The organism is Rothia sp. 32237D007AR (genome assembly GCF_053544675.1).
Window position 1 is genome coordinate 62,601 of the sequence record NZ_JBPPUO010000008.1, and the last position, 21,611, is coordinate 84,211.

Consider the following 21,611-nt stretch of genomic DNA (forward strand, 5'->3'; position numbering starts at 1 on the left):
GCCTTAGTAGGCGCCGTCCTTAGCAAAAACTGCGCGAACAGTACGGAAAAGAATGACAATATCACTCATGACCGACCAGTTCTCCACATAGTAGAGATCAAGGCGGATAGACTCTTCCCAGGAGAGGTTAGAGCGGCCAGAAACCTGCCACAGGCCAGTAATGCCGGGCTTGACCAGTAGACGGCGGTAGGCGTCCTCTTCGTACTGCTCAACCTCAGAAGGAAGCGGCGGTCGCGGCCCCACCAAGGACATATCGCCCACAAGAACGTTCCACAGCTGAGGAAGCTCGTCAATGGAAAACTTGCGGATGAACTTACCGATGGGGGTGATACGCGGATCATCTGCCATCTTGAAGAGCACCCCGTTACCCTCGTTCTGGTCCATGAGCTCTTTCTTGAGCTCTTCGGCATTAGTCACCATGGAACGGAACTTAATCATGTGGAAGGGGGTGCCACGGTAGCCGACGCGTTCTTGCTGGAAGAAGATAGGCCCGCCGTCCTTCTTCACGAGTAGAGCCACCGGAATTAGCAGGGGAGCCAGGAAAAGCAGGCCAAGCCCAGAAGCTACGATATCGATAGTTCGCTTGATCAGGGCCTTAATGCCTTCGATGCGGGGAGTATGAACGTGAATTAGGGGCACGCCATTGAGCGGCTGAGTATGGATGCGGGGGCCTGCGATATCGGTCATGGCAGGAGCCATAATGAGGGCCACATGGGCAGCAGCTAGCGCCCAGCCCAGGCGGCGCAGCTCTGCGGGGTTCAGCCCGTGACCGGTTGATACAGCCACTGCATGAATATTGTTCTCACGAACCACATCAAGGACCTCGGCGGCTTCGGGGGAGTAACCCAGGGTGGGGATAGCCCCCTTAGCTAGCTGGGTTCCAGGACGAGAGCGGGGCAGGTAAGCTGCCACAGGGGAGAGGCCTGAAGTGCGGGCCCCCTGGAGGGTCTTGTAGAGGTGCTCGCCTGAGGCTGAATCGCCGATAATCATGACGCGTGACAGGGCCCGACCTTTATTGCGCCAGTGAACCAGCCACTGGCGCACGGCCCAACGGGCGCAGAGTAGCAGAACGATACCGACCGGGTAGGCCACAACAACATAGGTGCGGGCAAAATCGATTTTGGTGAGGTAGGAGAAAATCGCAATGACCGCGAAGAAATAGGTAGTTGATTTTGTGACGAGCCGGTATTCATCGACTCCGTGGCCCAGATAACGAATGTTGCGGGTATTGGCAATGGAAAGCACCACAAACCAAATGAGGCCAAAGGCTACACCGGTGGCGATATAACCCAGGGGCAGAGACGTGCGTGATACGACTTCGGTATTTTCAAAACCGAAGCTAATAAGATGAGCCACCGTGATAGCAAGCGCAAGAGCAAGAGCGTCCGCTATGTAAAGAGCAGCCTTAATCTTAGGGTGCCAGGTGCGGCGGTTGCGTGTTTCTGCCCACCGTTCCTCGATGTACTGTTCGTTCACTGGTGTGTATTCCCCTAAAGCTGGTGCCTGCGCCGGGTGCGAGAATAGTATGGGCAGACCTGTACGTTAGGTTTTTAATACTACAGGGACAGGTGATTTATCGGCAGATGCATCAGCTGAAATATGTTTCACACTTTTGAATACAATAGCCTATCGCACCTTGTCAGAGGAATATTAGCGGGTGAGCTTAGCTTCGTGCAGAATAAAGTCGATGACCGGCTCATAGAGGTGAGGGGTGACGTTATCATCCATGGGCACCGCAACAAGAATCTGCCCCTGCTCGGCCGAGACGAAAAGCCCGGGATCGTTACAATCTGCGATACCGATTGTGGGAATTCCTGCGGACGCCGCGTACCCGGCTAACCCGTGATCGGCGATGACCAAGTCGGGGGTAATTCCCCGTTCTGTGAGCTGGCCCAAGGCTAGCTGCATGGGGCCGGGGAAATGTGTGTGCTGCAGATTGCCGTACTGCTCAAACATGATCACGTCAAAGATTTGGCGGATATCACCGTCGAGAAAACGGTCGCCCTCATCAATGGTCAGGACGGTCGCCCCCTGGGCTTTAGCGGCTGCAGCAAGTCTGGCGTAGATAGGGAAGAGACCAGCAGGGTGACCGGTGGCAAAGAGCATGCTCTTGCCTGCCCGAACAGCTTCACCGAAGATGCGGGCGTACTCAGCAAGCCCGTCAATGCACAAATCTGCGCTGATGGTGTCTTGGCCTTCCCTGTGGTTGGGGTCAGCACTGGTGCCGACCCTGCGGGCCATGAGCTCAAAAATATCCTCAACGGTCCAGTCCCTGGTCCATTTAACGCCGAACTCTATGTGCTCATTGCCGTCAATAAATCCCTGCATATGGGCCAGGTTGTTCTCACGAGCGGTTGCTACCTTCCCGGTGATGCGTGAAGCATCAAGGTAAGCGGCAAATTCTTGGCGGGTCATAGAAAAAGACATGGGTTCCTTCCTAGGGACGGGTGAGAGTCTGATAAAGCTGGGTGAGAGCCTGGGCCGTGGACTGCCAGGTGAACCTGCGGGCGCGGTGGGCAGCAGCATCCCCCAGGGCGCGGCGCAGCTGAGGGTCCCTGACAAGCTGCTCGATGGCGTCCGCCCACGCAGGTGGGGTGCGTTCTGCTACCAGCAGCCCGGTCAGACCATCTGCAACAGCCTCCTTGAGGCCATCGACTTTACTGGCCAGAACCGGCGCCCCGCAGGCTGACGCTTCCAAGGCTACAAGCCCGAAAGTCTCAGAAGAAGAAGGGCAGGCTACGATATCGGCCCGGCAGAAGGCCCGGGCAAGGTCCGGTGCAGCTAGCGCAGGCAAAAAGCGGACGCGACCAGCCAACCCCAGCTCTTCTACCCGGTCAGCAAGATTCTGCTCATAGCCTGTCCCGGAGCTACCAATAATATCGAGGGTAACCTCCAAGCCCTGCGGCAGCAGACCGAGCGCCTCCACCAACAGATGAGGGCCCTTAAGAGGCTGGGGGCGGCCAGCAAATACCAGGTGGGCAGCACCACTTTGACCCTCATGAGCTGGTCGGATGCCCTCACCCCGAGAAAAAATGGACACATCAACGCCCGGGGCTACCGTCACAAGCTGAGCATCACGCGCCCCATAAAAACACTGCATCTGCTCAGCCTCATAGCCAGTATTCACCACCAAGGCAGCGGCCCTGGCCACCAGGATCTCTTCACCACGCAAACGCAGCTCAGGTTCGGGACGCTCGCCCGCACCCAGCCGGGCATTCTTGCCAGCAGCGGTAGTGTGCATAGTATGAACCAGCGGAACCTGCGGGTACGCGGCAAGAGCTGCCAAACCTGAAAGCCAGTAATGACTATGCACCAGCTGAGGCATACGGGAAGCTGCCTGCCGAACAGCTACAGCAAAGCCCGGCACCAAGGCCGGCAAATCTTCCTTGCCGGCCCCCTCAGCCTCAGACAGATAAAGCGCGGTGACCGTAGCTCGCTCATGGTAGCGCACCTGCCCAGCCTGCTGGGAAGAGGTCGCCAACGTAAAAACCTCCACCGTCAGCTGAGGGTTGACTTCAAGTAAGGCAGCTAGAGAACGCTCAATATAGACGTTCATCCCGCCAGCATCCCCAGAGCCCGGCTGAGCCAGGGGGGAAGTATGCATGGAAAAGATATGCAGGTGCAGCGGAAAAGAAAAAGTCACATCTCTACTCTACCTGCCCCACCAAGCCTATACCCGGCAGAAACGAAGGCAGAGCCGCTGCCAGCAAACTCAACTAAGCTAGAGGGAAAGACCCTACGCCCAAGGAAGACACTGTGCCTATCGACAGCCTCTACCGCGCCCACGGCTTCGTGCCGCTTGACGCCCCCACAGATGCAGAACGCCTTGCGGTCATCGACCTAGACGCCGTCGAACACAACGTCCGGCACATCAAAGCACTAATCGGTCAGCGGGCCCTTATCGCAGTCGTCAAAGCGGACGCCTACGGGCACGGCAGCGTAGATATAGCCCGCTCCGCCCTAGCCGCCGGTGCCGACTACCTGGGAGTCGTCCACACAACAGAAGCTCGCACCCTGCGAGCCCACGGCATCACAGCCCCCATCATCGCCTGGCTCCACACCCCCCGAACCAACTTCGCCCAAGCCCTCGCCGACCACCTTGAACTAGGGTTCTCCAGCATGTGGGAACTAGAAGCCATAGCAACAGCCCACCGCGCCAGCTCACAAGAAGAGCCAGTTAAGCTCCACCTAAAAGTTGATACCGGACTCGGCCGCAACGGGGTCACCATGAACGAACTGCCGGCACTAGCCGCCCACGCCCGTCAGCTGGAAAAAACCGGAACAGTAGAGGTAATAGGGGTTTTCTCCCACCTAGCAGTAGCCGACGAACCTGAACGTACTGAGACAACCCAACAAGCCCAAACCTTTAACCAGGCCCTAGAAATCCTGCACACCGCCGGGCTACGCCCCACCCTGCGCCACCTCGCCAACACCCCCGCAACCCTCAGCACAGAAAATAGCCTGCTACAGGACGCCGTGCGCGTCGGGCTCGGCATCTATGGCCTCTCACCCCTACCCGGCACCACCCCCCAAAAGCTAGGCCTACGCCCCGCAATGCACCTACAAACCTTCATCGCCTCCGTCAAAGAAGTACCCGCCGGCCAAGGAGTCTCCTACGGCCTCAACTACACCACCGACCAACCCACCACCCTCGCCCTCATCCCCATCGGCTACGCAGACGGCATCCCCCGCATAGCCAGCGGCGGCCCCGTGCGCATCTACCCAGCCACCGGCCCCGCCACAACCTACCCAGTAGTCGGCAGAATCGCCATGGACCAGCTCGTCATAGACCTCGGCAAACCCGGCCTCGCCAACCCATCAGCCGGCCTCCTTGGAGCCCCCGCCGTACTCTTTGGCACCGGGGACAACCCACCAGTCACCGACTGGGCAGAAGCCGCCGGAACCATCAACTACGAAATCGTCACCCGCATCTCCCCCCGCGTCACCCGCATCAGCATCGGCGGAACCTGGAAAGACCAAACCTAAGACCATGAACACCCAACACATCCTCGACCTAGAAATCACCGGCCCCAACCACACCCGGGCCCTCGCCCTAGCCCTAGCACCCCTACTCCAGGCAGGCGACGTACTCATCCTCACCGGCGAACTAGGAGCCGGAAAAACAACCTTCACCCGCTCCCTGGGCGAAGGGCTAGGGGTACGCGAAGGCGTCATCTCACCAACCTTCGTGCTCTCCCGCGTCCACCCCAACCTAGCTGAAGGCCCCCGCCCAGGCGGGCCCGACCTCGTCCACGTAGATGCCTACCGCCTCGCCAGCGCCGAAGAACTCGACGACCTCGACCTGGAATACTCCCTCGACCGCTCCGTCACCGTCATCGAATGGGGGCGAAACAAAGCCGAACACCTTTCCACCTCCATCCTCGACCTAGAATTCACCCGCATCACAGGGGCAGATCTAGCCGAAACCGACCCCTACGCCCTCTACGCCCCCGGAAGCTGGGAAGAAAAGGACGAGGACGAAGACGCCCCTGAGCCCCGCCGCCTACGCCTGATTGGAAGCGGGCCCCGCTGGGAAGGAGCCTGGGGTGAGTTAGTAGAGAGTCTGACGAGGGTAGGGGAAAGGTAGAGGAAAGGTGGGGGAGCATGAAGGGCTATGGAAGCACCCTTAAACGCCAGCCCCGAGCCAGCTTCCATAGCCTTTCATGCTCCTCCCTTACCAGCTAGCCCCGAGCCAGCTTCCATAGCCTTTCATGCTCCTCCCTTACCAGCTAGCCCCGAGCCAGCTTCCTCAAACCCCTATACCCTCTCAACACGCTAGACTGGTGGGGTGCTTATTCTTGCTCTTGATTCATCCGCTATTGCTTCTGTTGCGCTGGGCCGCCTTAACGGTGACCAGCTGACCTTGCTCGCCTCCCGGGCAACCGAAGATACCCGCTCACACGCTGAGGTTATGGCCCCCTTCGTAACTGAGGTTCTGGCTGAAGCCGGTGTATCAGGCCAAGACATCGACGCTCTTATCACAGGCACCGGCCCTGGCCCTTTTACTGGCCTACGCGCAGGCATCGTCACCGCCCGCACCCTAGCCTTCGCCTGGAACAAGCCCCTCTACGGGCTCATGAGCCTCACCGCCCTCGCCGAAAGCGCCCACACGGCCGCGCAGGCGTCCGGCCACACCCGTTTTCTGGTCGCCTCAGATGCCCGCCGCAAAGAAATATACTCAGCTGTCTACCAGCTCACTGAGAGCGGCTACCAGCTAGAGAGCGGCCCCACCGTAGGCCCTGCAAACGAGACCCCCTCCTTACCCGCCTACGGCTTTGGAACCTCCCTCTACCCTCAGGCCCTAGACGTTCAGCCCAGCTTTGAACACACCCAGCCGGACGCCGCCGCCCTGCTAGCTGCCGCCACCCGACTAGGCCTCACCCAGCTCAGCACCGACACCAGCGCCCTCTACCTGCGAGAATCAGACGCTAAAGTACCAGCAGCTCGCAAGAAAGCCAGCGCCTAATGCTCCTCACAGACCTACCACAGGCCCTAGCCCAGGGAGCTAGCGCACGGGAAATGACCCTGCACGATCTGCCAGCCGTTCACGCCCTAGAACTAAAGCTCTTCCCCGCTGACGCCTGGCCCCTAGACATGTTCCTAGCTGAAATCACCCACGAAACACGGGGCTACATCGTCCTAGAAACACCCACAGCTACCGGCACAGAAATCATCGGCTACGCCGGGCTGATGAGCATAGCTGAGACAGCCGATGTGCAAACCATCGCAGTGGACCCCGCCTACCAAGGGCACGGCTACGGGCAGGCCATGCTCAACTTTCTCGCCCAAGAAGCAAAAGCCCGAGGAGCAGACCAGATACTCCTCGAAGTGCGAGCAGATAACCCCCGCGCCCAGGGCCTCTACCTGAAGAACAGCTACCAGCAGATTCACCTGCGCCGCCACTACTACAATGACGGGGTAGACGCCCTCATCATGCGCCGTGACCTCACCGACCAGAACACCCTGCAAGGAGAAAGCAACAATGACAGCTAAAACCCAACCCCTGGTGCTGGGCATTGAATCCTCTTGCGACGAAACAGGCATCGGTATTGTGCGAGGCTCAACCCTGCTGACCAACACCGTCTCATCCTCCATGAACGACCACGTGCGCTTTGGCGGGGTCATCCCTGAAATTGCTTCGCGCGCCCACCTAGAGGCCATGATCCCAGCCTTACAAGCAGCCCTCGATGAAGCCCAGGTCAGTCTAGAAGAAATTGATGCTATCGCCGTCACCGCAGGGCCCGGCCTGGCCGGTGCCCTCATGGTAGGAGTCTCTGCCGCTAAAGCCCTAGCTACAGCCACCGGTAAACCCCTCTACGGCATCAACCACCTGGTTGCCCACGTGGGGGTGGGCCTGCTTGAGGACTGCGGCATCGAGGGGCACACCGCTGACTTTCTAGATGGCCTACCCAGCGAAGGTATTGGCGCCCTCCTCGTTTCTGGCGGGCACACCGAGATCCTAGCTGTCCGCGATATTACCGGGGACGTCGAACTCCTCGGTGCCACCCTAGATGACGCCGCGGGCGAAGCCTACGATAAGGTAGCCCGCCTGCTGGGCCTGCCCTACCCAGGCGGGCCCGTCATTGACCGGGTCGCTGCGGACGGCGACGGGGCAGCTTTTGCCTTCCCCCGGGGCCTATCCACCCGCAAGTTCATGGGCACAGCCCAAGAACCTGGCCCCCACCGCTACGACTTCTCCTTCTCCGGCCTAAAAACCGCTGTAGCCCGCGTCGTAGAGGGCTTTGAAGCCCGCGGCGAAGAGGTGCCCCTAGCTGATATTGCTGCCTCCTTCCAAGAGGCCGTGGTAGACGTCATCACCAAAAAAGCCATGCTGGCCTGCACCGAAGGCGGCATCACCACCCTACTTCTGGGCGGGGGAGTGGCTGCCAACTCCCGCCTGCGGGAGCTCACCGCTCAACGGTGTGCCGAGCACGGTATCAAGCTGGTCATTCCTCAGCTAAGCCTGTGCACCGACAACGGGGCTATGGTAGCTGCCCTGGGCGCTCGCCTGGTTGCTGAGGGGCGTGAACCATCGGGTATCGGTTTTACGGCGGATTCCTCGTTGCCGGTGACCACAATTTCCCTCTAAGGGAGCAGCCCCTCTCTCAAGGCTTATAGCCCCTCGATTGCTTGGGTGGTCAGGTCGTCCACCACAGCCTGCAGGTTCCCGCCGTTTTCGGTGGCGATGCGACGCTGACGCTGGTAGCCGGCCCCCGTGAGGCAGATGCGCTCCACCTCAGCCAGTTCAGCAGAGCAGCCGAGGTCAGCAGCGATATTTTCGAGCTTATTGAGAAGCCCCAGGGTATCTTCAGTCACGAGACGCTCGGTGTTCTGGTTATCAAGAATGACGGTAGCTTCAGCGCCGTAGCGGGCTGCCCGCCATTTATTTTCTTGTACATGCCAGGGTTTGAGCGGGTCAATGCTTTTGCCTGCATCGAGTTGGCGGGAGAACCATTCCACTAGGCATTGGGTGAAGGCGGTGAGCGCTGTGATATCGCGAATTGAGGCCAGCCCGTCGTAGGCCCGCATTTCAACGGTGCCGTATTTGGGTACGGGGCGCACGTCCCAGCGGTTTTCGCTGGGGTCATCAATCACACCGGTCATGACCAGGTCGTTGAGGTAGTCTTCGTAGTCTTCCCACTTCTCAAAGGTAAAGGGCAGGCCAGAGGTGGGTAGCTGCTGGAAAATCTGGGCCCGTTGGGAGGCGAAACCGGTATCTTCACCCTCCCAGAAGGGGGAGGAGGCTGAGAGGGCCAGTAGGTGGGGGTAGAAGTTGGTCAGTCCGTTGAGGACGGGCAGGGCCTTAGCCCGGGAGTTAACTCCGGTGTGTACATGCACCCCGTAAATAATTTGGCGGCGGCCCCAGTATTGGGAGCGGTCTAGCACTCGCAGGTAGCGGTCTTTGTCAACGACTTTTTGGTCGAGGGCTCGTGAGAAGGGGTGGGTGCCTGCTGAGAAGAAGGCGAGGCCTAGCTGGTCTGTGACGTTTTTGAGGACGCTAGTGGCTTGGGTGAGCTGTTCAGCGGCTTGGGCTGGGGTGCGGCAGATGCCGGTGACGATTTCTACGGTGTTGTTCAAGAACTCGCCGGTGATGTGAGCCCGGTTGGTGGCGGGTTCAAGAATATGGGGGTGCTGTTCTTTGAGGAGTGCTAGCACGTGGTCTGCCTGTGAAGCTAGCTGGCGGGTGGTGGGTTCAACGAGGGCAACTTCCCACTCCACTCCAATGGTGGACTGGTCTGAGGGATGGAAAATCATACGCTGGCTCCAGGGTCTCGGTGCGGTGCTGGTTCCATCTTATGGGCAGGGGCTGAAGCAGAAGAATCTAGCTCACAGTATGACATTTTTGGTCAGGTGGGAGTTGTGCATCTGACCAGGTAGCTGACCGTCAGTTAGGCTGGTTCAGCCCAGATTGCTAGCCGCTGGGAGCTCGTTCCCTGCCCGAGGCGGGTCAGAATGAGGGTGGCTTCTTTACCCGCGCCCTTCTTCTTTTTTATCCCGGCAAGGAGTGTGGCCCGTAGCTTTTCAGGGAGCACATCGACGCCCCGTTTTTTAACGGTCAGGGCGGTGATGCCTTCTTCTTTGACCCAGCGGCGGAGCTTCTTGTCGTTCAAGGGCAAGGTACCCAGGACGCGGTAGGCGCGGCCTAGCGGGCTATCAGCGGGGGAATCGGCGGTTAGGTAGGCGATGTTCTCATCGAGCAGGGTTGCCCCAATCGTCCGCGCATAATCTGCTACCAGGTGGGAACGTACCACCGCGCCGTCTGGCTCAATCAGGTAGGTGCCCAGTTCTGTTACTTCAAGAGGCTCTTCAGGGGTGGACGCTGGTGCCGGTGAGGTAAGTTCACCCAGTACCTGCCGGGTGGCGGCGTCCGCACCCAGTACCGTAGCTGAGCGGGCTACGCCGGGTCGGGCTAAACCGTTGAACCAGAGCACTACTTCTACCACAGACCCACCGTGACTGACCCACTCGGCTTCTACCCCATCCGGTATAGCCTCATGGGGTAGGGCCGGACCCAGCTTGACCCCCATGGGGGTGCCTGTGGCCGCTAGCTTCTGCAAGAAGGAAAAGGGCGGGGAGAAGGCCTCTGGGTCAAAAATCCGTGAGGTGGTAGACCCGCTTTCGACCTCTCGGCGTGCCGGGTCTAACCAGAGAGCTGAGATAGGCTCCCCGGTGACGGTGGTGAGCTTTTCAAGCTTGACCTCTTCCACATTGCCCACCAGCACCTGGGCGGTGGGGTAGGGGGAGAGATTATGGGCGGCCAGGCTTGCTGTGATTGGGTCAAGTTCTAGGGATGTCACAGCTAAACCTGCCTGCGCAAAGGCTAGGGAATCTGCCCCTAGGCCGCAGCCTAAATCTGCTACTGAGGCAAGCCCAGCAGCGACAAACCGGGCGGCGTGGTGCTGGGCAACAGCTGCGCGGGTGGCCTGCTCATAGCCAGCCTCGGTGAAAAGCATGTGCCTAGCAGCCGGGCCGAATTTACTGGCTCCTAGGGTGCGTAGGCGGGCCTGGGTGAGCAGGGCAGAGGAATCTTCGGCGCTGATGCCCTGCGCCCTGAGCCTGCTGACCGCCTGGAGGGAGTCTGCGGGGTTATAGGGGGTGAGCTGGTCAAGAAGAGCTAAGTGGTCGGCTGAGAAGGGCTGGGCGCCGGCGCGGGGGAAAGAGGTCATGCACATAAGTTTAGGTGCAAGTTATAGGGCAGAGCAGGCAGGGTAGCGGGTGCGCTGTCTGCGAAACCGGCGCCCTATCTTGCCCACCAGGGGCCCAGAGGAATAAAGTTTTAGTTAGCACTTGACTGCTGATAGTGCTAAAACGGCACCCGGTAACACCGCGACGATACCGGGTAAAACCGACTTAGCACCCTGTAGTCACCCCATAAATTTTACGCTGAGACCCACTCAAAGGAGTACCTCACCATGGCTATCAAGCCCCTCGAAGACCGCATTGTCGTTCAGATCGTTGAAGCAGAGCAGACCACCGCATCTGGTCTGGTCATCCCCGATACCGCCAAGGAAAAGCCCCAGGAAGCTAAGGTCATCGCTGTTGGCCCCGGCCGCATCGACGACAAGGGCAACCGCATCCCCGTTGACGTAGCAGAAGGCGACGTCGTAATCTTCTCCAAGTACGGTGGCACCGAGGTTAAGTACGGCGGCGCCGAATACCTGATTCTCTCAGCCCGCGACGTACTGGCTGTCGTTTCCTAAGTTTTCGCTGTTTCTACCGAAGACAAGACGAAACACAAGAAAGAAGTAAGGATTCATGGCAAAGCAGCTTGAATTCAATGATGATGCGCGTAAGCACCTGCAGGCAGGCGTCGATAAGCTTGCTAACGCTGTCAAAGTAACCCTGGGCCCCCGCGGCCGCAACGTGGTACTTGATAAGCAGTGGGGCGCCCCCATCATTACCAACGACGGTGTATCAATCGCCCGCGAGATTGAACTGGAAAACCCCTACGAAAACCTGGGCGCCCAGCTGGCTAAAGAAGTAGCCACCAAAACCAACGATGTTGCTGGCGACGGCACCACCACCGCGACCGTCCTAGCCCAGGCTTTGGTCTCTGAGGGTCTGCGCAACGTCACCTCTGGCGCTGCCCCCGGCGAGGTCAAGCGCGGTATCGAAACCGCCACCAAGCTGGTTTCAGAGCGCCTGCTGGCTAACGCCCGCGAAGTCACTGGTGAAGAAGTTGCCCACGTGGCAGCTATCTCCGCCCAGTCACCCCAGATCGGTGAACTGCTCTCTGAAGCCTTTAGCAAGGTTGGCCAAGACGGTGTTATCACCATCGAAGATGGCTCGACGACTGAGATTGAGCTTGAAGTGACCGAGGGTATGCAGTTCGATAAGGGCTACCTCTCACCCTCTTTCGTCACCGACCCTGAACGAGCTGAGGCTGTTCTTGAGAACACCGCCATTTTGCTCTACCAGGGCAAAATTTCAACCGTGGCTGAGATTATGCCCGTCCTTGAGAAGATTGTTCAGGCCAAAAAGCCCCTGACCATCATCGCTGAGGACGTGGACGGTGAAGCCCTCTCCGCCCTGGTCATTAACAAGCTCCGCGGCAACCTGGACGTTGTGGCGCTGAAGGCACCCGGTTTTGGTGACCGCCGCAAGGCAATCTTCCAGGACCTGGCTATCCTCACCGGCGGTACCGTCATTACCGGCGAACTGGGTATCTCCCTGGACGCTGTGACCCTGGACCAGCTCGGTTCAGCCCGCCGTGTGACCGTCACCAAGAACAACACCACCATCGTTGATGGCGGTGGCAGCTCTGAGGCTGTAGCTGAACGCGTTGATCAGCTCCGCGCCGAAATTGAGCGCGTGGATTCCGAATGGGACCGCGAAAAGCTCAAGGAACGCCTAGCTAAGCTAGCTGGCGGTGTGGGCGTTATCAAGGTGGGTGCTGCAACCGAGGTTGAAGCCAAGGAACGTAAGCACCGTATTGAGGACGCTGTTTCCTCCACCCGCGCTGCCCTTGAAGAGGGCATCGTGGCAGGTGGCGGTACCGCCCTGGTGCACGCCCTTGCAGCCCTTGATGGTCTTGAACTTGACTCCCATGATGCTCAGGTCGGTGCGGACATCGTCCGCCGCGCCCTGGTGCAGCCCCTGCGCTGGATTGCTGAGAACGCGGGTCAGGACGGCTATGTGGTCACCTCCCGCGTAGCAGAGATGCCCATCGGTCACGGCTTCAACGCCGCAACCGGTGAATACGAAGATCTCATCGCCCGCGGCGTCATCGACCCGGTCAAGGTCACCCGCTCAGCCCTAGAAAATGCAACCTCCATTGCTGCCCTGGTGCTGACCACCGAAACCCTGGTCGTTGAAAAGCCTGAGGAGAAAGAAGAAGACGAAGCCAAGTAAGGCTTCCACACCCACCTCTTCACTCTTTCCTAGGTCTTCACGGCCCAACAGGCCCTGCCCTACAGTGACTAACACCGTAGAGGCAGGGCCTGTTGTTTAATGCAATCTGCCGGTCACTAGCAGTAACATTTTAACTCGGTGTCTTCCTGCTCGTTACCTAACGGTAACCGTCCTTCTGGCACCCAACCCTTGTCAGCAAAGGAGGTAGACCGCAGTGTCCCGCCCAGCCACCGAAACACGCCCCGCCACCGGCACCATAGCAACCATCACCCGTTCAGCCGAGCGCGCCTGGCGCCCCGAAATTCAGGGGCTGCGTGCCCTCGCTCTTTTGCTGGTTGCCGCCTATCACTTCTGGTTTGGCCGTGTCTCTGGCGGCGTTGATGTCTTCTTACTGATTTCAGCTTTCTTGCTGACAGGCTCTTTTGCGCGCAAGCTAGAGCAGGGCAAACTGGTAGGCCCTGGCACCTGGTTTGGTGTAAAAACCCTGTTGGCTTATTGGGTGCATGTCTTCAAACGTCTTTTGCCTCTGGCTTCTTTGACCGTCGCCTTGACCCTGCTAGGCACCTATTTCTTTATCCCGGCTGAGCGCTGGCTCTCAATTGCTGATGAGGCTAAGGCCGTGATTCTGTACCAGCACAATAACTGGTCTATTGAGAACGCGGTGGACTATTATGCCGCTGATACTTCTTTAGCTTCTCCCTTGCGTCATTTTTGGTCTCTTTCGGTGCAGGGGCAGATCTATGTGCTCTGGCCTTTGCTGGTGGTGCTACTTGCTGCGGTGCTGGGTCAGCGTCTGAGGGGCGCTGGTCGTTGGGTTTTGACCGCCGTCTTCGCCGCAATTTTTGTGGTCTCGCTCCTTCACTCGGTGGAGGTGACCGCAGCTAACCAGCAGGCAGCCTATTTTGAGACGGGCGCTCGCCTGTGGGAGTTCGCTCTTGGTTCTTTGGTTGCCCTGTGGCTTCCGGCGGTGAAGTTTCCCCCTGTAGTGCGTGCTGTGCTGGGGTGGGTCGGTATAGCAGCTATTATCAGTTGCGGTTTCATTTTGGACGTTAACGGCACCTTCCCCGGGTATGCGGCCCTCTGGCCTACGGTGGCAGCCTCACTGGTCATTGTCGCGGGAGATACCGGAACCAGGTTTGGCCCGGAGAAGCTGCTAACAGCTAAGCCTCTTCTGGCCTTGGGTGGTTTCTCGTATGCTCTCTACCTGGTGCACTGGCCCCTGCTGGTTTTCTACCTGGCTCAGACTCACCAGGAAAAGGCAGGTTTTTGGGCGGGGCTTGGCCTGCTGCTTTTTTCAGGGGTGCTGGCCTGGGCTCTTACTCATGTGGTTGAAAAGCCTTTACAGTCTTGGGCTCTGCCCAACCGGTCGATGTTTGCGGGGCTGGTGACTGGTCTTTTGTGCGTGGGTTTTGCCCTTGGGCCTTCCTATGCTTGGCAAAGCTCCATTTACCGGCAGGTTGAAGAGGCTGAGGCTAAACGGCCCCTGAATAATGTGGGGGCGGCTGTGTTGCAACCTGATTTTGAATATGCTGGGGATGAAGATGCCCCTGTTATTCCTCTTCGAGAGGTGCTTGATGCTGACTGGGCTGATCTGGGTGCAGCCTGCCAGCAGGTGACCCCTGAGATGAGCCTCCCTGATTCTCTTGCCGGGGATTGCACCTATGTTGCTTATTCACCTGAGCCTAGTAGGACCATTGTGGCTTGGGGTAACTCTCATATGCAGATGTGGATGACGGCTATGCGTCCGCTTGCTGAATCTCAAGGCTGGACGGTCATCGCCCTCACCCGCCCCGGCTGCTTCCTGGGGGAAACCGATAACGCAGCTTATGCTAGCGGTTCTGACTGCGATACCTGGGCCGCTGATAGTAGCGCCTTCATCCAGGAACTAGCCCCCAGCACCGTCCTGCTCCAGGCCACCAAATCGCAGCCTAATGTGCCTGATGCCTTGCTCATTGACGCCCAGGCCCATATTGGGGAGCTGACTGGGGCGGGTATTCAGGTGCTTGGCTTGCGTGATACACCGCGTATGGAAACTAAGCATAAGGACTGCATTGATGCTTTGGGTGGGGCTGATGAGTGTACTATGAGCCCTGGCCAGGACGTCACCATCAACCCCCTGAGCCCTCTGGAGCAGAGCTACCCCGGTTTTGCTGCCTTGAACTTCTCAGATCTTATTTGCCCTGAGAATTCTTGCCCGGTGGCTATTGGTAATATTTACACCTATTTCGATTACGATCACATCACTGCAACTTACATCGAAACTCTCGGGCCCTATTTTGACCCGCGGGTGCTTGAGGCCTTGAATAAGGCCGACGCTAGCTTGCACTCTCACGCTCAGTTGCTGCCCTCTGAGAGCACTCTCTAGGGGAGAGCTGGGTATGGAGAAAAGGTAGGGGAGAGGCTTGGCCCAGTAAGAAGAGGGGGCCGGCCCCTGCGATGTGAGCAAGCGGGGCCTGAGTGCTTAGCCCCTGCACTCGCACATCGGGGATAACCCGACTAAGATTAAAAATAGTGTCGCTAAGCGCCCACCTGAACACCCTCGAAAGGTAGCGAACCCTTTATGTCTACTCCTACTGCACTGAGTGAAGACCCCTTCGGCTTTACCGGCCTCACCTACGACGATGTGCTGCTTCTGCCCGGCAACACTGATGTAATCCCGTCAGATGCAGACACCACTACCCGTCTGACTAAGCGTATCTCTATTGCTTCGCCCATTATTTCGGCTGCGATGGACACTGTAACTGAGTCAGCTTTAGCTATTGCCATGGCCCGTTTGGGCGGTATGGGTGTGATTCACCGTAACCTTTCTATCGCTGATCAGGCTGACCATGTAGACCGCGTCAAGCGTAGCGAATCGGGCATGATTACTAACCCTGTTACGGTTGGGCCCGATGCCACTATCGCTGAGCTTGATGCCCTGTGCGGCCACTATAAAGTGTCAGGTCTGCCGGTAGTAGATGATCAGAACGTGCTGGTAGGTATTATTACCAACCGCGATACCCGCTACCTGCCCGAGCCAACCTTCGAAACTACCCTGGTGCGCGACATTATGACCAAGATGCCGCTCATTACCGGTTACGAGGGTATGAGCAAGGACGAAGCGTTCGCCCTGCTGGCAGAAAACAAGATTGAGAAGCTGCCCCTCATCGATGAAGCAGGCAAGCTGACCGGTCTGATTACTGTTAAGGACTTCACCAAGAGCGAGCAGTACCCGCGCGCTACCAAGGATGAGGACGGCCGCCTGCGCGTTGGCGCGGCTATCGGCTTCTTTGGGGATGGCTACGAGCGCGCTATGACCCTGATTGAAGCGGGCGTTGATGCCCTCTTTGTTGATACCGCTAACGGTCACTCTCAGGGCGTGCTCGATATGATTGCTCGCTTGAAGAAAGATTCTGCTGCTGCCCACGTTGATGTGGTAGGTGGCCAGGCTGCTACCCGTGCTGGTGCTCAGGCTATTATTGACGCTGGTGCCGATGCTGTGAAGGTTGGTGTTGGCCCCGGTTCTATCTGCACCACCCGTATTATCGCTGGTGTTGGTGTTCCTCAGATTACCGCTATCAACGAATCAGCTAAGGCAGCTATCCCTGCTGGCGTTCCCCTGATTGCGGACGGCGGTATGCAGCACTCCGGCGAAATCGGTAAGGCCCTGGTGGCAGGTGCTGATTCTGTGATGCTTGGTTCTTTGCTTGCTGGCACCGCTGAATCACCCGGTGAACTGATTTTTGTTAACGGTAAGCAGTTCAAGGCTTACCGCGGTATGGGTTCCTTGGGTGCTATGCAGTCTCGTGGCGGTAAGAAGTCCTTCTCTAAGGACCGTTACTTCCAGGCTGATGTTTCTTCTGAGGAGAAGCTGATTCCTGAGGGTATTGAAGGGCAGGTTCCCTACCGTGGGCCTCTTTCTTCTGTGGTGCACCAGCTAGAAGGTGGCCTGCGTCAGACCATGTTCTATGTGGGCGCCCACACTGTTGAAGAACTGAAGAATAAGGGCCAGTTCGTGCGTATTACTTCAGCAGGTCTGAAGGAGTCGCACCCCCATGACATCACTATGACTGTTGAAGCCCCTAACTACCGTCGCTAAATTTTGATGGTCGGCCCCGGTTCTCTCACCTGCCGGTGAGGGGCCGGGGCTTCCGAACGTTACCACGCTCGTTTGCACCAACCGGCCTGCTGCCGGTGAAAGGAAAATCCATGACCGACATCCAGATTGGTATGTCCAAGCGCGCCCGCCGCACCTACTCACTCGATGAGATTGCCCTGGTACCTACCCGCCGTACCCGTGACGCTCACGATGTGGATCTGAGCTGGCAGATTGACGCCTTCAAGTTCGACACCCCCATTATTGGTGCCCCCATGGACTCTGTGATGTCACCGGCTACCGCTATTGCCTTGGGCAAGCTGGGTGGTTTGGGTGTTCTGAACCTGGAAGGTTTGTGGACCCGGTATGAGGACCCCCAGCCGCTTCTGGATGAAATTAACGCCCTGTCTGCTGACGATGCTCCCGCCGCTACCCGCCGTATGCAGGAAATCTACGCTGAGCCCATTAAAGCTGAGCTGATTACTGCCCGCCTGGCTGAGATTCGTAACTCTGGTGTTATTGTTGCTGGTTCTTTGACCCCTCAGAACACCCAGGAGTTCTACCAGACGGTGGTCAAGGCTGGTGTTGACCTTTTCGTGATTCGTGGCTCTGTTGTTTCTGCCCAGCACGTTTCAACCCGTCGTGAACCGCTTGATTTGAAGAAGTTCATTTACGAACTTGATGTGCCGGTCATGGTGGGCGGGGTAACCGGTTATACCCCGGCTATTCACCTGATGCGCACTGGTGCTGCTGGTGTGCTGGTAGGTTTTGGTGGCGGGGCTGCTTTGACCACCCGCCGCGGCCTGGGTATTCAGGCCCCTATGGCGACTGCTATTTCTGATGTTGCTGCTGCCCGTTCTGATTACCTTGATGAGTCTGGTGGCCGCTATGTGCACGTAATTGCTGATGGTTCCTTGGGCCGCTCTGGCGATATGGTGAAGGCCCTGGCTATGGGCGCGGATGCCGTCATGATTGGTGCTCCTTTGGCTCGTGCTACTGAGGCCCCTGGCGCCGGCTGGCACTGGGGTAATGAGGCTCACTCGGCTGATTTCCCCCGTGGTACTCGCACCTTCCAGGGCACTGTTGGGCCCTTGGAAGAGGTCATGAATGGTCCTTCTGCTCACACTGATGGCAGCGCTAACCTGGTGGGTGCTCTCAAACGTGCTCTGGCAACCTGCGGTTACACCGATTTGAAGTCCTTCCAGCGTATTGACGTGAACGTCACCCCTTACGTCAAGTAGGGTCTTGCCGGCCTCGCCTATCTCCCTCTGTTGGGCAGGCGGGGCCGGTTTCTTGCCGTCTACCTGCCTCATGCTGAAAAGAGCAACCGTGCTAAAAACTGCTATGACACCCCGCTGGCTTCTTGGCCTGCTCCTGGTGCTGGCCTTAGCTAGCGGTTTCCTTATGCTCAGCAAATGGCAGATTAATGCTTCTACCTTGGGGCAGGTGAGCGCAGACCCGACTAAGGATCTGGTGCGCCCCTATAGTCAGGTGTTACAGGCCCACAATGGGTTGAGTATGGCTGAGGTGGATACGGTGGTAGAAGCTACCGGTAGCTATGTGCAGGGCTCCAGCTACCTGGTAGAAAATAAGCTCAAAGATGGTGCTGAGGGCTACTGGCTTATCAGCCTTTTCGTCCCTGATGGTAGCCAGCAGGTGAGCACTAGCTTGGGGCAGGGGCTTCGCGGTATTGCGGTGGCCCGCGCCTGGACTTCCACCCCTGATCTTCTTGCTGAGCCAGCTGGCACCGTGACTATTGCCGGGCGAGTAGTAGGCAATGACCCTCCGATGACCAGTAAGGACGTCAGTGAAGAGAACCGGGGGCATGGTAGGGTTCTTGCCTCCGCCAATTCTTCCTACCTTACGAACGTGTGGAACGCTGCACTCTTCAACGGGATTCTGACCCTCGACTCTGAAAGTAGGGGGCCAACCCCGCTCACTGAGCAAGGCGCTATCGCCGCTACTGCAAGTCTGCTCGATAGTAGCGGCACTCTCCAGCCAATCCGCGCCCAGCAGGTAACGGATGAAACCCTTGACTGGCTCAATATTTTCTACGCCCTAGAGTGGCTAGTTTTTGCCGGCTTTGCCATCTACCTCTGGTACCGTCTGCTCAAAGATGCGGTTGAAAAAGATACCGACCCGGCCCTCTATTTTGAGTATGAGGGAGAGTACTGGGTTGATGATGCCACTGGGCGGCCCTACTACTGGGACCCAGAAGATAGGGCCTACTACTACTTCGATGATATTCCGGATGCCCCAGCCCACCGTGACGATAAAGGGTAAGCTGACTGCAAGCGTCCGCCCCCCACTGAATAGACCAACCAGACCAGCTAAGGGAGAAACTTGCTGTGAGCCAGAACCCCACCCCACGCCCTACCCACCGCACCGACGGTAAGAAAGTGACCCTCGCTAGGGGCACTACCGAACAGAATACGGCCGGTGGTTTTACCGTGCGCAAGAAATTTGGTGGAACAGAAGCCCAGATTCGTGGGGCCCTGACCTTCTATAAGTGGTGCGCCTGGATTTCAGGTACCTTCCTTTTGCTGCTTGTTGCTGAGATGATAAGCCGCCACATCTTCGGCTACGATCTGATTGCTGGTGGGGTAGATGCCCAGACCGGTGAAACGGTGGCCCTTGGGTGGCTCAACCGTCAGACCGGTAACCTGCACGGGGGGCTGAATATTTCCACCTGGGTTCTGATTATTCACGGCTGGTTCTACGTCATCTATCTTTTCTCCTGCTTCCGCCTCTGGCTGCTGATGCGCTGGAAGCTACCTCAGATGATTGTCATGGCCTTGGGTGGTGTGGTGCCCTTCCTCTCTTTCATCGTGGAGCGCCGTATCTACGCAGAAACCCTAGCCTTACTTGAGGCCAACCCGCAGGCCACCAAACGTTACTAGCTCTAGTGACTCTGCACTAGAATAGAACCCAAGGATTACCCTCAAACCCCAACCGAAAAGGTAAACACCTGTGACTACCCATAACCCTATCGAGGAGCTCGAAGAGCGCCCCGTACTGGTTGTCGATTACGGCGCCCAGTACGCTCAGCTTATCGCGCGCCGCGTGCGTGAGGCTGGCGTCTATTCAGAGCTGGTACCTCACACCATGCCCACTGAGAAGATGCTCGCCAAGAACCCGGCCGCTATCATTCTTTCTGGCGGCCCCTCATCTGTTTACGAGGACGGCGCCCCTAAGGGCGATATCGCCATGTTTGAAGCTGGCGTACCCGTCTTTGGTATCTGCTACGGATTCCAGGTCATGGCCCAGACCCTGGGCGGAACCGTGGCCAAGACCGGTAAACGCGAATACGGTGCAACTGATGCTGTGGTCTGCGCCGAGAACTCTTCCTTCCTGACCGGAACCCCCAAAACTCAGAACGTCTGGATGAGCCACGGTGACTCTGTCTCTGAAGCCCCTGAAGGTTTTGAGGTACTGGCTCAGACCCCCGGCGCAGCAGTTGCTGCTTTTGTTGATGAGAAGCGTAAGTTCGGTGGCGTGCAGTGGCACCCTGAGGTTAAGCACTCTGACTACGGCCAGGCTGCCCTGGAGAACTTCCTCTTCAAGGTAGCTGGCTTGGAGAAGACCTGGTCTATTGGCAACATCATTGAAGAGCAGGTCGCTAAGATCCGTGAGCAGGTCGGCGACGACCAGGTTATCTGCGCTCTCTCTGGCGGCGTTGACTCTTCTGTTGCTGCTGCCCTGGTACACAAGGCCGTAGGCGACCAGCTCACCTGCTTCTTCATCGATCACGGCCTGCTCCGTGAGGGTGAGCGTGAACAGGTCGAGCAGGACTACGCCTCAACCATGGGTATTAAGGTCGTTACCATTGATGAGTCAGAGCGCTTCCTGGGCGCCCTGGCCGGTATCACCGAACCTGAAGCGAAGCGTAAAGCCATCGGCCGCGAGTTCATCCGCTCCTTTGAAGCTGCCCAGCGCAAGCTGATTGAAGAGGCCGGCACCGAGGGCGCGGACATCAAGTTCTTGGTGCAGGGCACCCTCTACCCCGACGTGGTCGAGTCAGGTGGCGGCGAGGGCGCAGCGAACATTAAGTCCCACCACAACGTGGGTGGTCTACCTGATGACTTGCAGTTTGAGCTAGTTGAGCCCCTGCGAACCCTCTTCAAGGATGAGGTTCGCGCCATTGGCCGAGAACTGGGTGTGCCTGAGAAGATTGTTGCCCGCCAGCCCTTCCCCGGCCCCGGCCTGGGCATCCGTGTCATTGGTGAGGTCACCCGGCACAACCTCGATATTCTGCGCGCTGCTGACCTGATTGTGCGTGAGGAACTGACCGCTGCGGGCATGGACGAAGAGATCTGGCAGTGCCCTGTGGTGCTGCTGGCGGACGTCCGTTCCGTTGGTGTGCAGGGCGATGGCCGCACCTACGGTCACCCCATTGTGCTGCGCCCGGTCTCTTCTGAGGACGCCATGACCGCTGACTGGTCACGCCTGCCTTATGACCTGCTGGCAAAGATTTCAAACCGTATCACTAATGAGGTTTCTGAAGTGAACCGAGTGGTTCTGGACGTCACCTCAAAGCCCCCGGGAACAATTGAGTGGGAATAACAAAAATTTTCCCCAACAGGGGGAAATAAAATTTTTGTTATTCCGCGAGCCTGCGAGCGGCATGGCTGATTGAGTAAAGCCGCCACTTGCAGGTTTACTGTAACAGCCCCCGTCTTTCCCC

At 58.1% G+C, this 21,611-nt stretch carries 18 protein-coding genes; 13 read left to right on the forward strand and 5 right to left on the reverse strand.

Annotated features, from left to right (window positions below; all coding sequences use genetic code 11):
- Positions 1-3: 3 nt before the first annotated feature.
- The 3 genes from ACED87_RS06650 to ACED87_RS06660 form a co-directional block, all read right to left on the reverse strand.
- The gene (locus tag ACED87_RS06650; RefSeq protein ID WP_449089752.1) at positions 4-1,476 is read right to left on the reverse strand and encodes a sugar transferase; all 1,473 of its coding nucleotides are present in this window, start codon (positions 1,474-1,476) and stop codon (positions 4-6) included.
- Between the two features lie 174 nt (positions 1,477-1,650).
- Positions 1,651-2,427, reverse strand: coding sequence for a phosphatase (locus ACED87_RS06655; protein WP_449089754.1), 777 nt, complete (start codon positions 2,425-2,427; stop codon positions 1,651-1,653).
- A 10-nt stretch (positions 2,428-2,437) separates the two neighbouring features.
- The gene (locus ACED87_RS06660; protein ID WP_449089755.1) at positions 2,438-3,643 is read right to left on the reverse strand and encodes a glycosyltransferase; all 1,206 of its coding nucleotides are present in this window, start codon (positions 3,641-3,643) and stop codon (positions 2,438-2,440) included.
- 119 nt (positions 3,644-3,762) lie between these two features.
- Between ACED87_RS06660 and alr the strand changes: the two genes are divergently transcribed.
- The 5 genes from alr to tsaD all read left to right on the forward strand — a co-directional run bounded on the left by alr (position 3,763) and on the right by tsaD (position 8,089).
- Positions 3,763-4,986 (forward strand): alanine racemase, encoded by a 1,224-nt coding sequence (alr, locus tag ACED87_RS06665; RefSeq protein WP_449089769.1) that lies wholly within the window; start codon positions 3,763-3,765, stop codon positions 4,984-4,986.
- 4 nt (positions 4,987-4,990) lie between these two features.
- A complete protein-coding gene (tsaE, locus tag ACED87_RS06670; protein WP_449089756.1) occupies positions 4,991-5,587 on the forward strand; it encodes a tRNA (adenosine(37)-N6)-threonylcarbamoyltransferase complex ATPase subunit type 1 TsaE in 597 nt (198 codons plus the stop codon).
- Between the two features lie 201 nt (positions 5,588-5,788).
- Entirely contained in the window at positions 5,789-6,466 is a 678-nt protein-coding gene (tsaB, locus tag ACED87_RS06675; protein WP_449089757.1) for a tRNA (adenosine(37)-N6)-threonylcarbamoyltransferase complex dimerization subunit type 1 TsaB, read from the forward strand.
- Positions 6,466-6,993 (forward strand): ribosomal protein S18-alanine N-acetyltransferase, encoded by a 528-nt coding sequence (rimI, locus tag ACED87_RS06680; RefSeq protein ID WP_449089758.1) that lies wholly within the window; start codon positions 6,466-6,468, stop codon positions 6,991-6,993. The genes tsaB and rimI overlap by 1 nt, the downstream gene beginning before the upstream one ends.
- Positions 6,983-8,089, forward strand: coding sequence for a tRNA (adenosine(37)-N6)-threonylcarbamoyltransferase complex transferase subunit TsaD (gene tsaD / locus ACED87_RS06685; protein ID WP_449089759.1), 1,107 nt, complete (start codon positions 6,983-6,985; stop codon positions 8,087-8,089). The genes rimI and tsaD overlap by 11 nt, the downstream gene beginning before the upstream one ends.
- A gap of 23 nt (positions 8,090-8,112) precedes the next feature.
- Here tsaD and ACED87_RS06690 read toward each other — a convergent pair whose 3' ends face one another.
- Positions 8,113-9,255 (reverse strand): glutamate--cysteine ligase, encoded by a 1,143-nt coding sequence (locus ACED87_RS06690; RefSeq protein WP_449089760.1) that lies wholly within the window; start codon positions 9,253-9,255, stop codon positions 8,113-8,115.
- Positions 9,256-9,389: 134 nt separating this feature from the next.
- Positions 9,390-10,667: a THUMP-like domain-containing protein gene (locus tag ACED87_RS06695; protein ID WP_449089761.1), complete on the reverse strand. Its 1,278-nt coding sequence runs from the start codon at positions 10,665-10,667 to the stop codon at positions 9,390-9,392.
- A gap of 246 nt (positions 10,668-10,913) precedes the next feature.
- On the opposite strand from ACED87_RS06695, the gene groES reads away from it, so the two are divergent.
- The 8 genes from groES to guaA all read left to right on the forward strand — a co-directional run bounded on the left by groES (position 10,914) and on the right by guaA (position 21,490).
- On the forward strand, positions 10,914-11,201 hold the full coding sequence (gene groES / locus ACED87_RS06700; RefSeq protein WP_135013045.1) for a co-chaperone GroES: 288 nt from the start codon (positions 10,914-10,916) through the stop codon (positions 11,199-11,201).
- A gap of 55 nt (positions 11,202-11,256) precedes the next feature.
- Positions 11,257-12,852, forward strand: coding sequence for a chaperonin GroEL (gene groL, locus ACED87_RS06705; RefSeq protein WP_449089762.1), 1,596 nt, complete (start codon positions 11,257-11,259; stop codon positions 12,850-12,852).
- A gap of 214 nt (positions 12,853-13,066) precedes the next feature.
- Positions 13,067-15,217 carry an acyltransferase family protein gene (locus tag ACED87_RS06710; protein ID WP_449089763.1) on the forward strand — a complete coding sequence of 717 codons (2,151 nt, stop codon included), beginning with the start codon at positions 13,067-13,069 and terminating at the stop codon, positions 15,215-15,217.
- A gap of 195 nt (positions 15,218-15,412) precedes the next feature.
- Positions 15,413-16,930, forward strand: coding sequence for an IMP dehydrogenase (gene guaB / locus ACED87_RS06715; protein WP_449089764.1), 1,518 nt, complete (start codon positions 15,413-15,415; stop codon positions 16,928-16,930).
- 110 nt (positions 16,931-17,040) lie between these two features.
- A complete protein-coding gene (locus ACED87_RS06720) occupies positions 17,041-18,168 on the forward strand; it encodes a GuaB3 family IMP dehydrogenase-related protein (RefSeq protein ID WP_449089765.1) in 1,128 nt (375 codons plus the stop codon).
- A gap of 88 nt (positions 18,169-18,256) precedes the next feature.
- Positions 18,257-19,210, forward strand: a complete 954-nt coding sequence (locus ACED87_RS06725) for an SURF1 family cytochrome oxidase biogenesis protein (protein ID WP_449089766.1) — start codon at positions 18,257-18,259, stop codon at positions 19,208-19,210.
- A gap of 116 nt (positions 19,211-19,326) precedes the next feature.
- Complete coding sequence (locus ACED87_RS06730) at positions 19,327-19,827, forward strand: DUF3817 domain-containing protein (RefSeq protein WP_449081330.1); 501 nt, start codon at positions 19,327-19,329, stop codon at positions 19,825-19,827.
- 70 nt (positions 19,828-19,897) lie between these two features.
- Entirely contained in the window at positions 19,898-21,490 is a 1,593-nt protein-coding gene (gene guaA, locus ACED87_RS06735) for a glutamine-hydrolyzing GMP synthase (RefSeq protein WP_449089767.1), read from the forward strand.
- Positions 21,491-21,611: the final 121 nt, after the last annotated feature.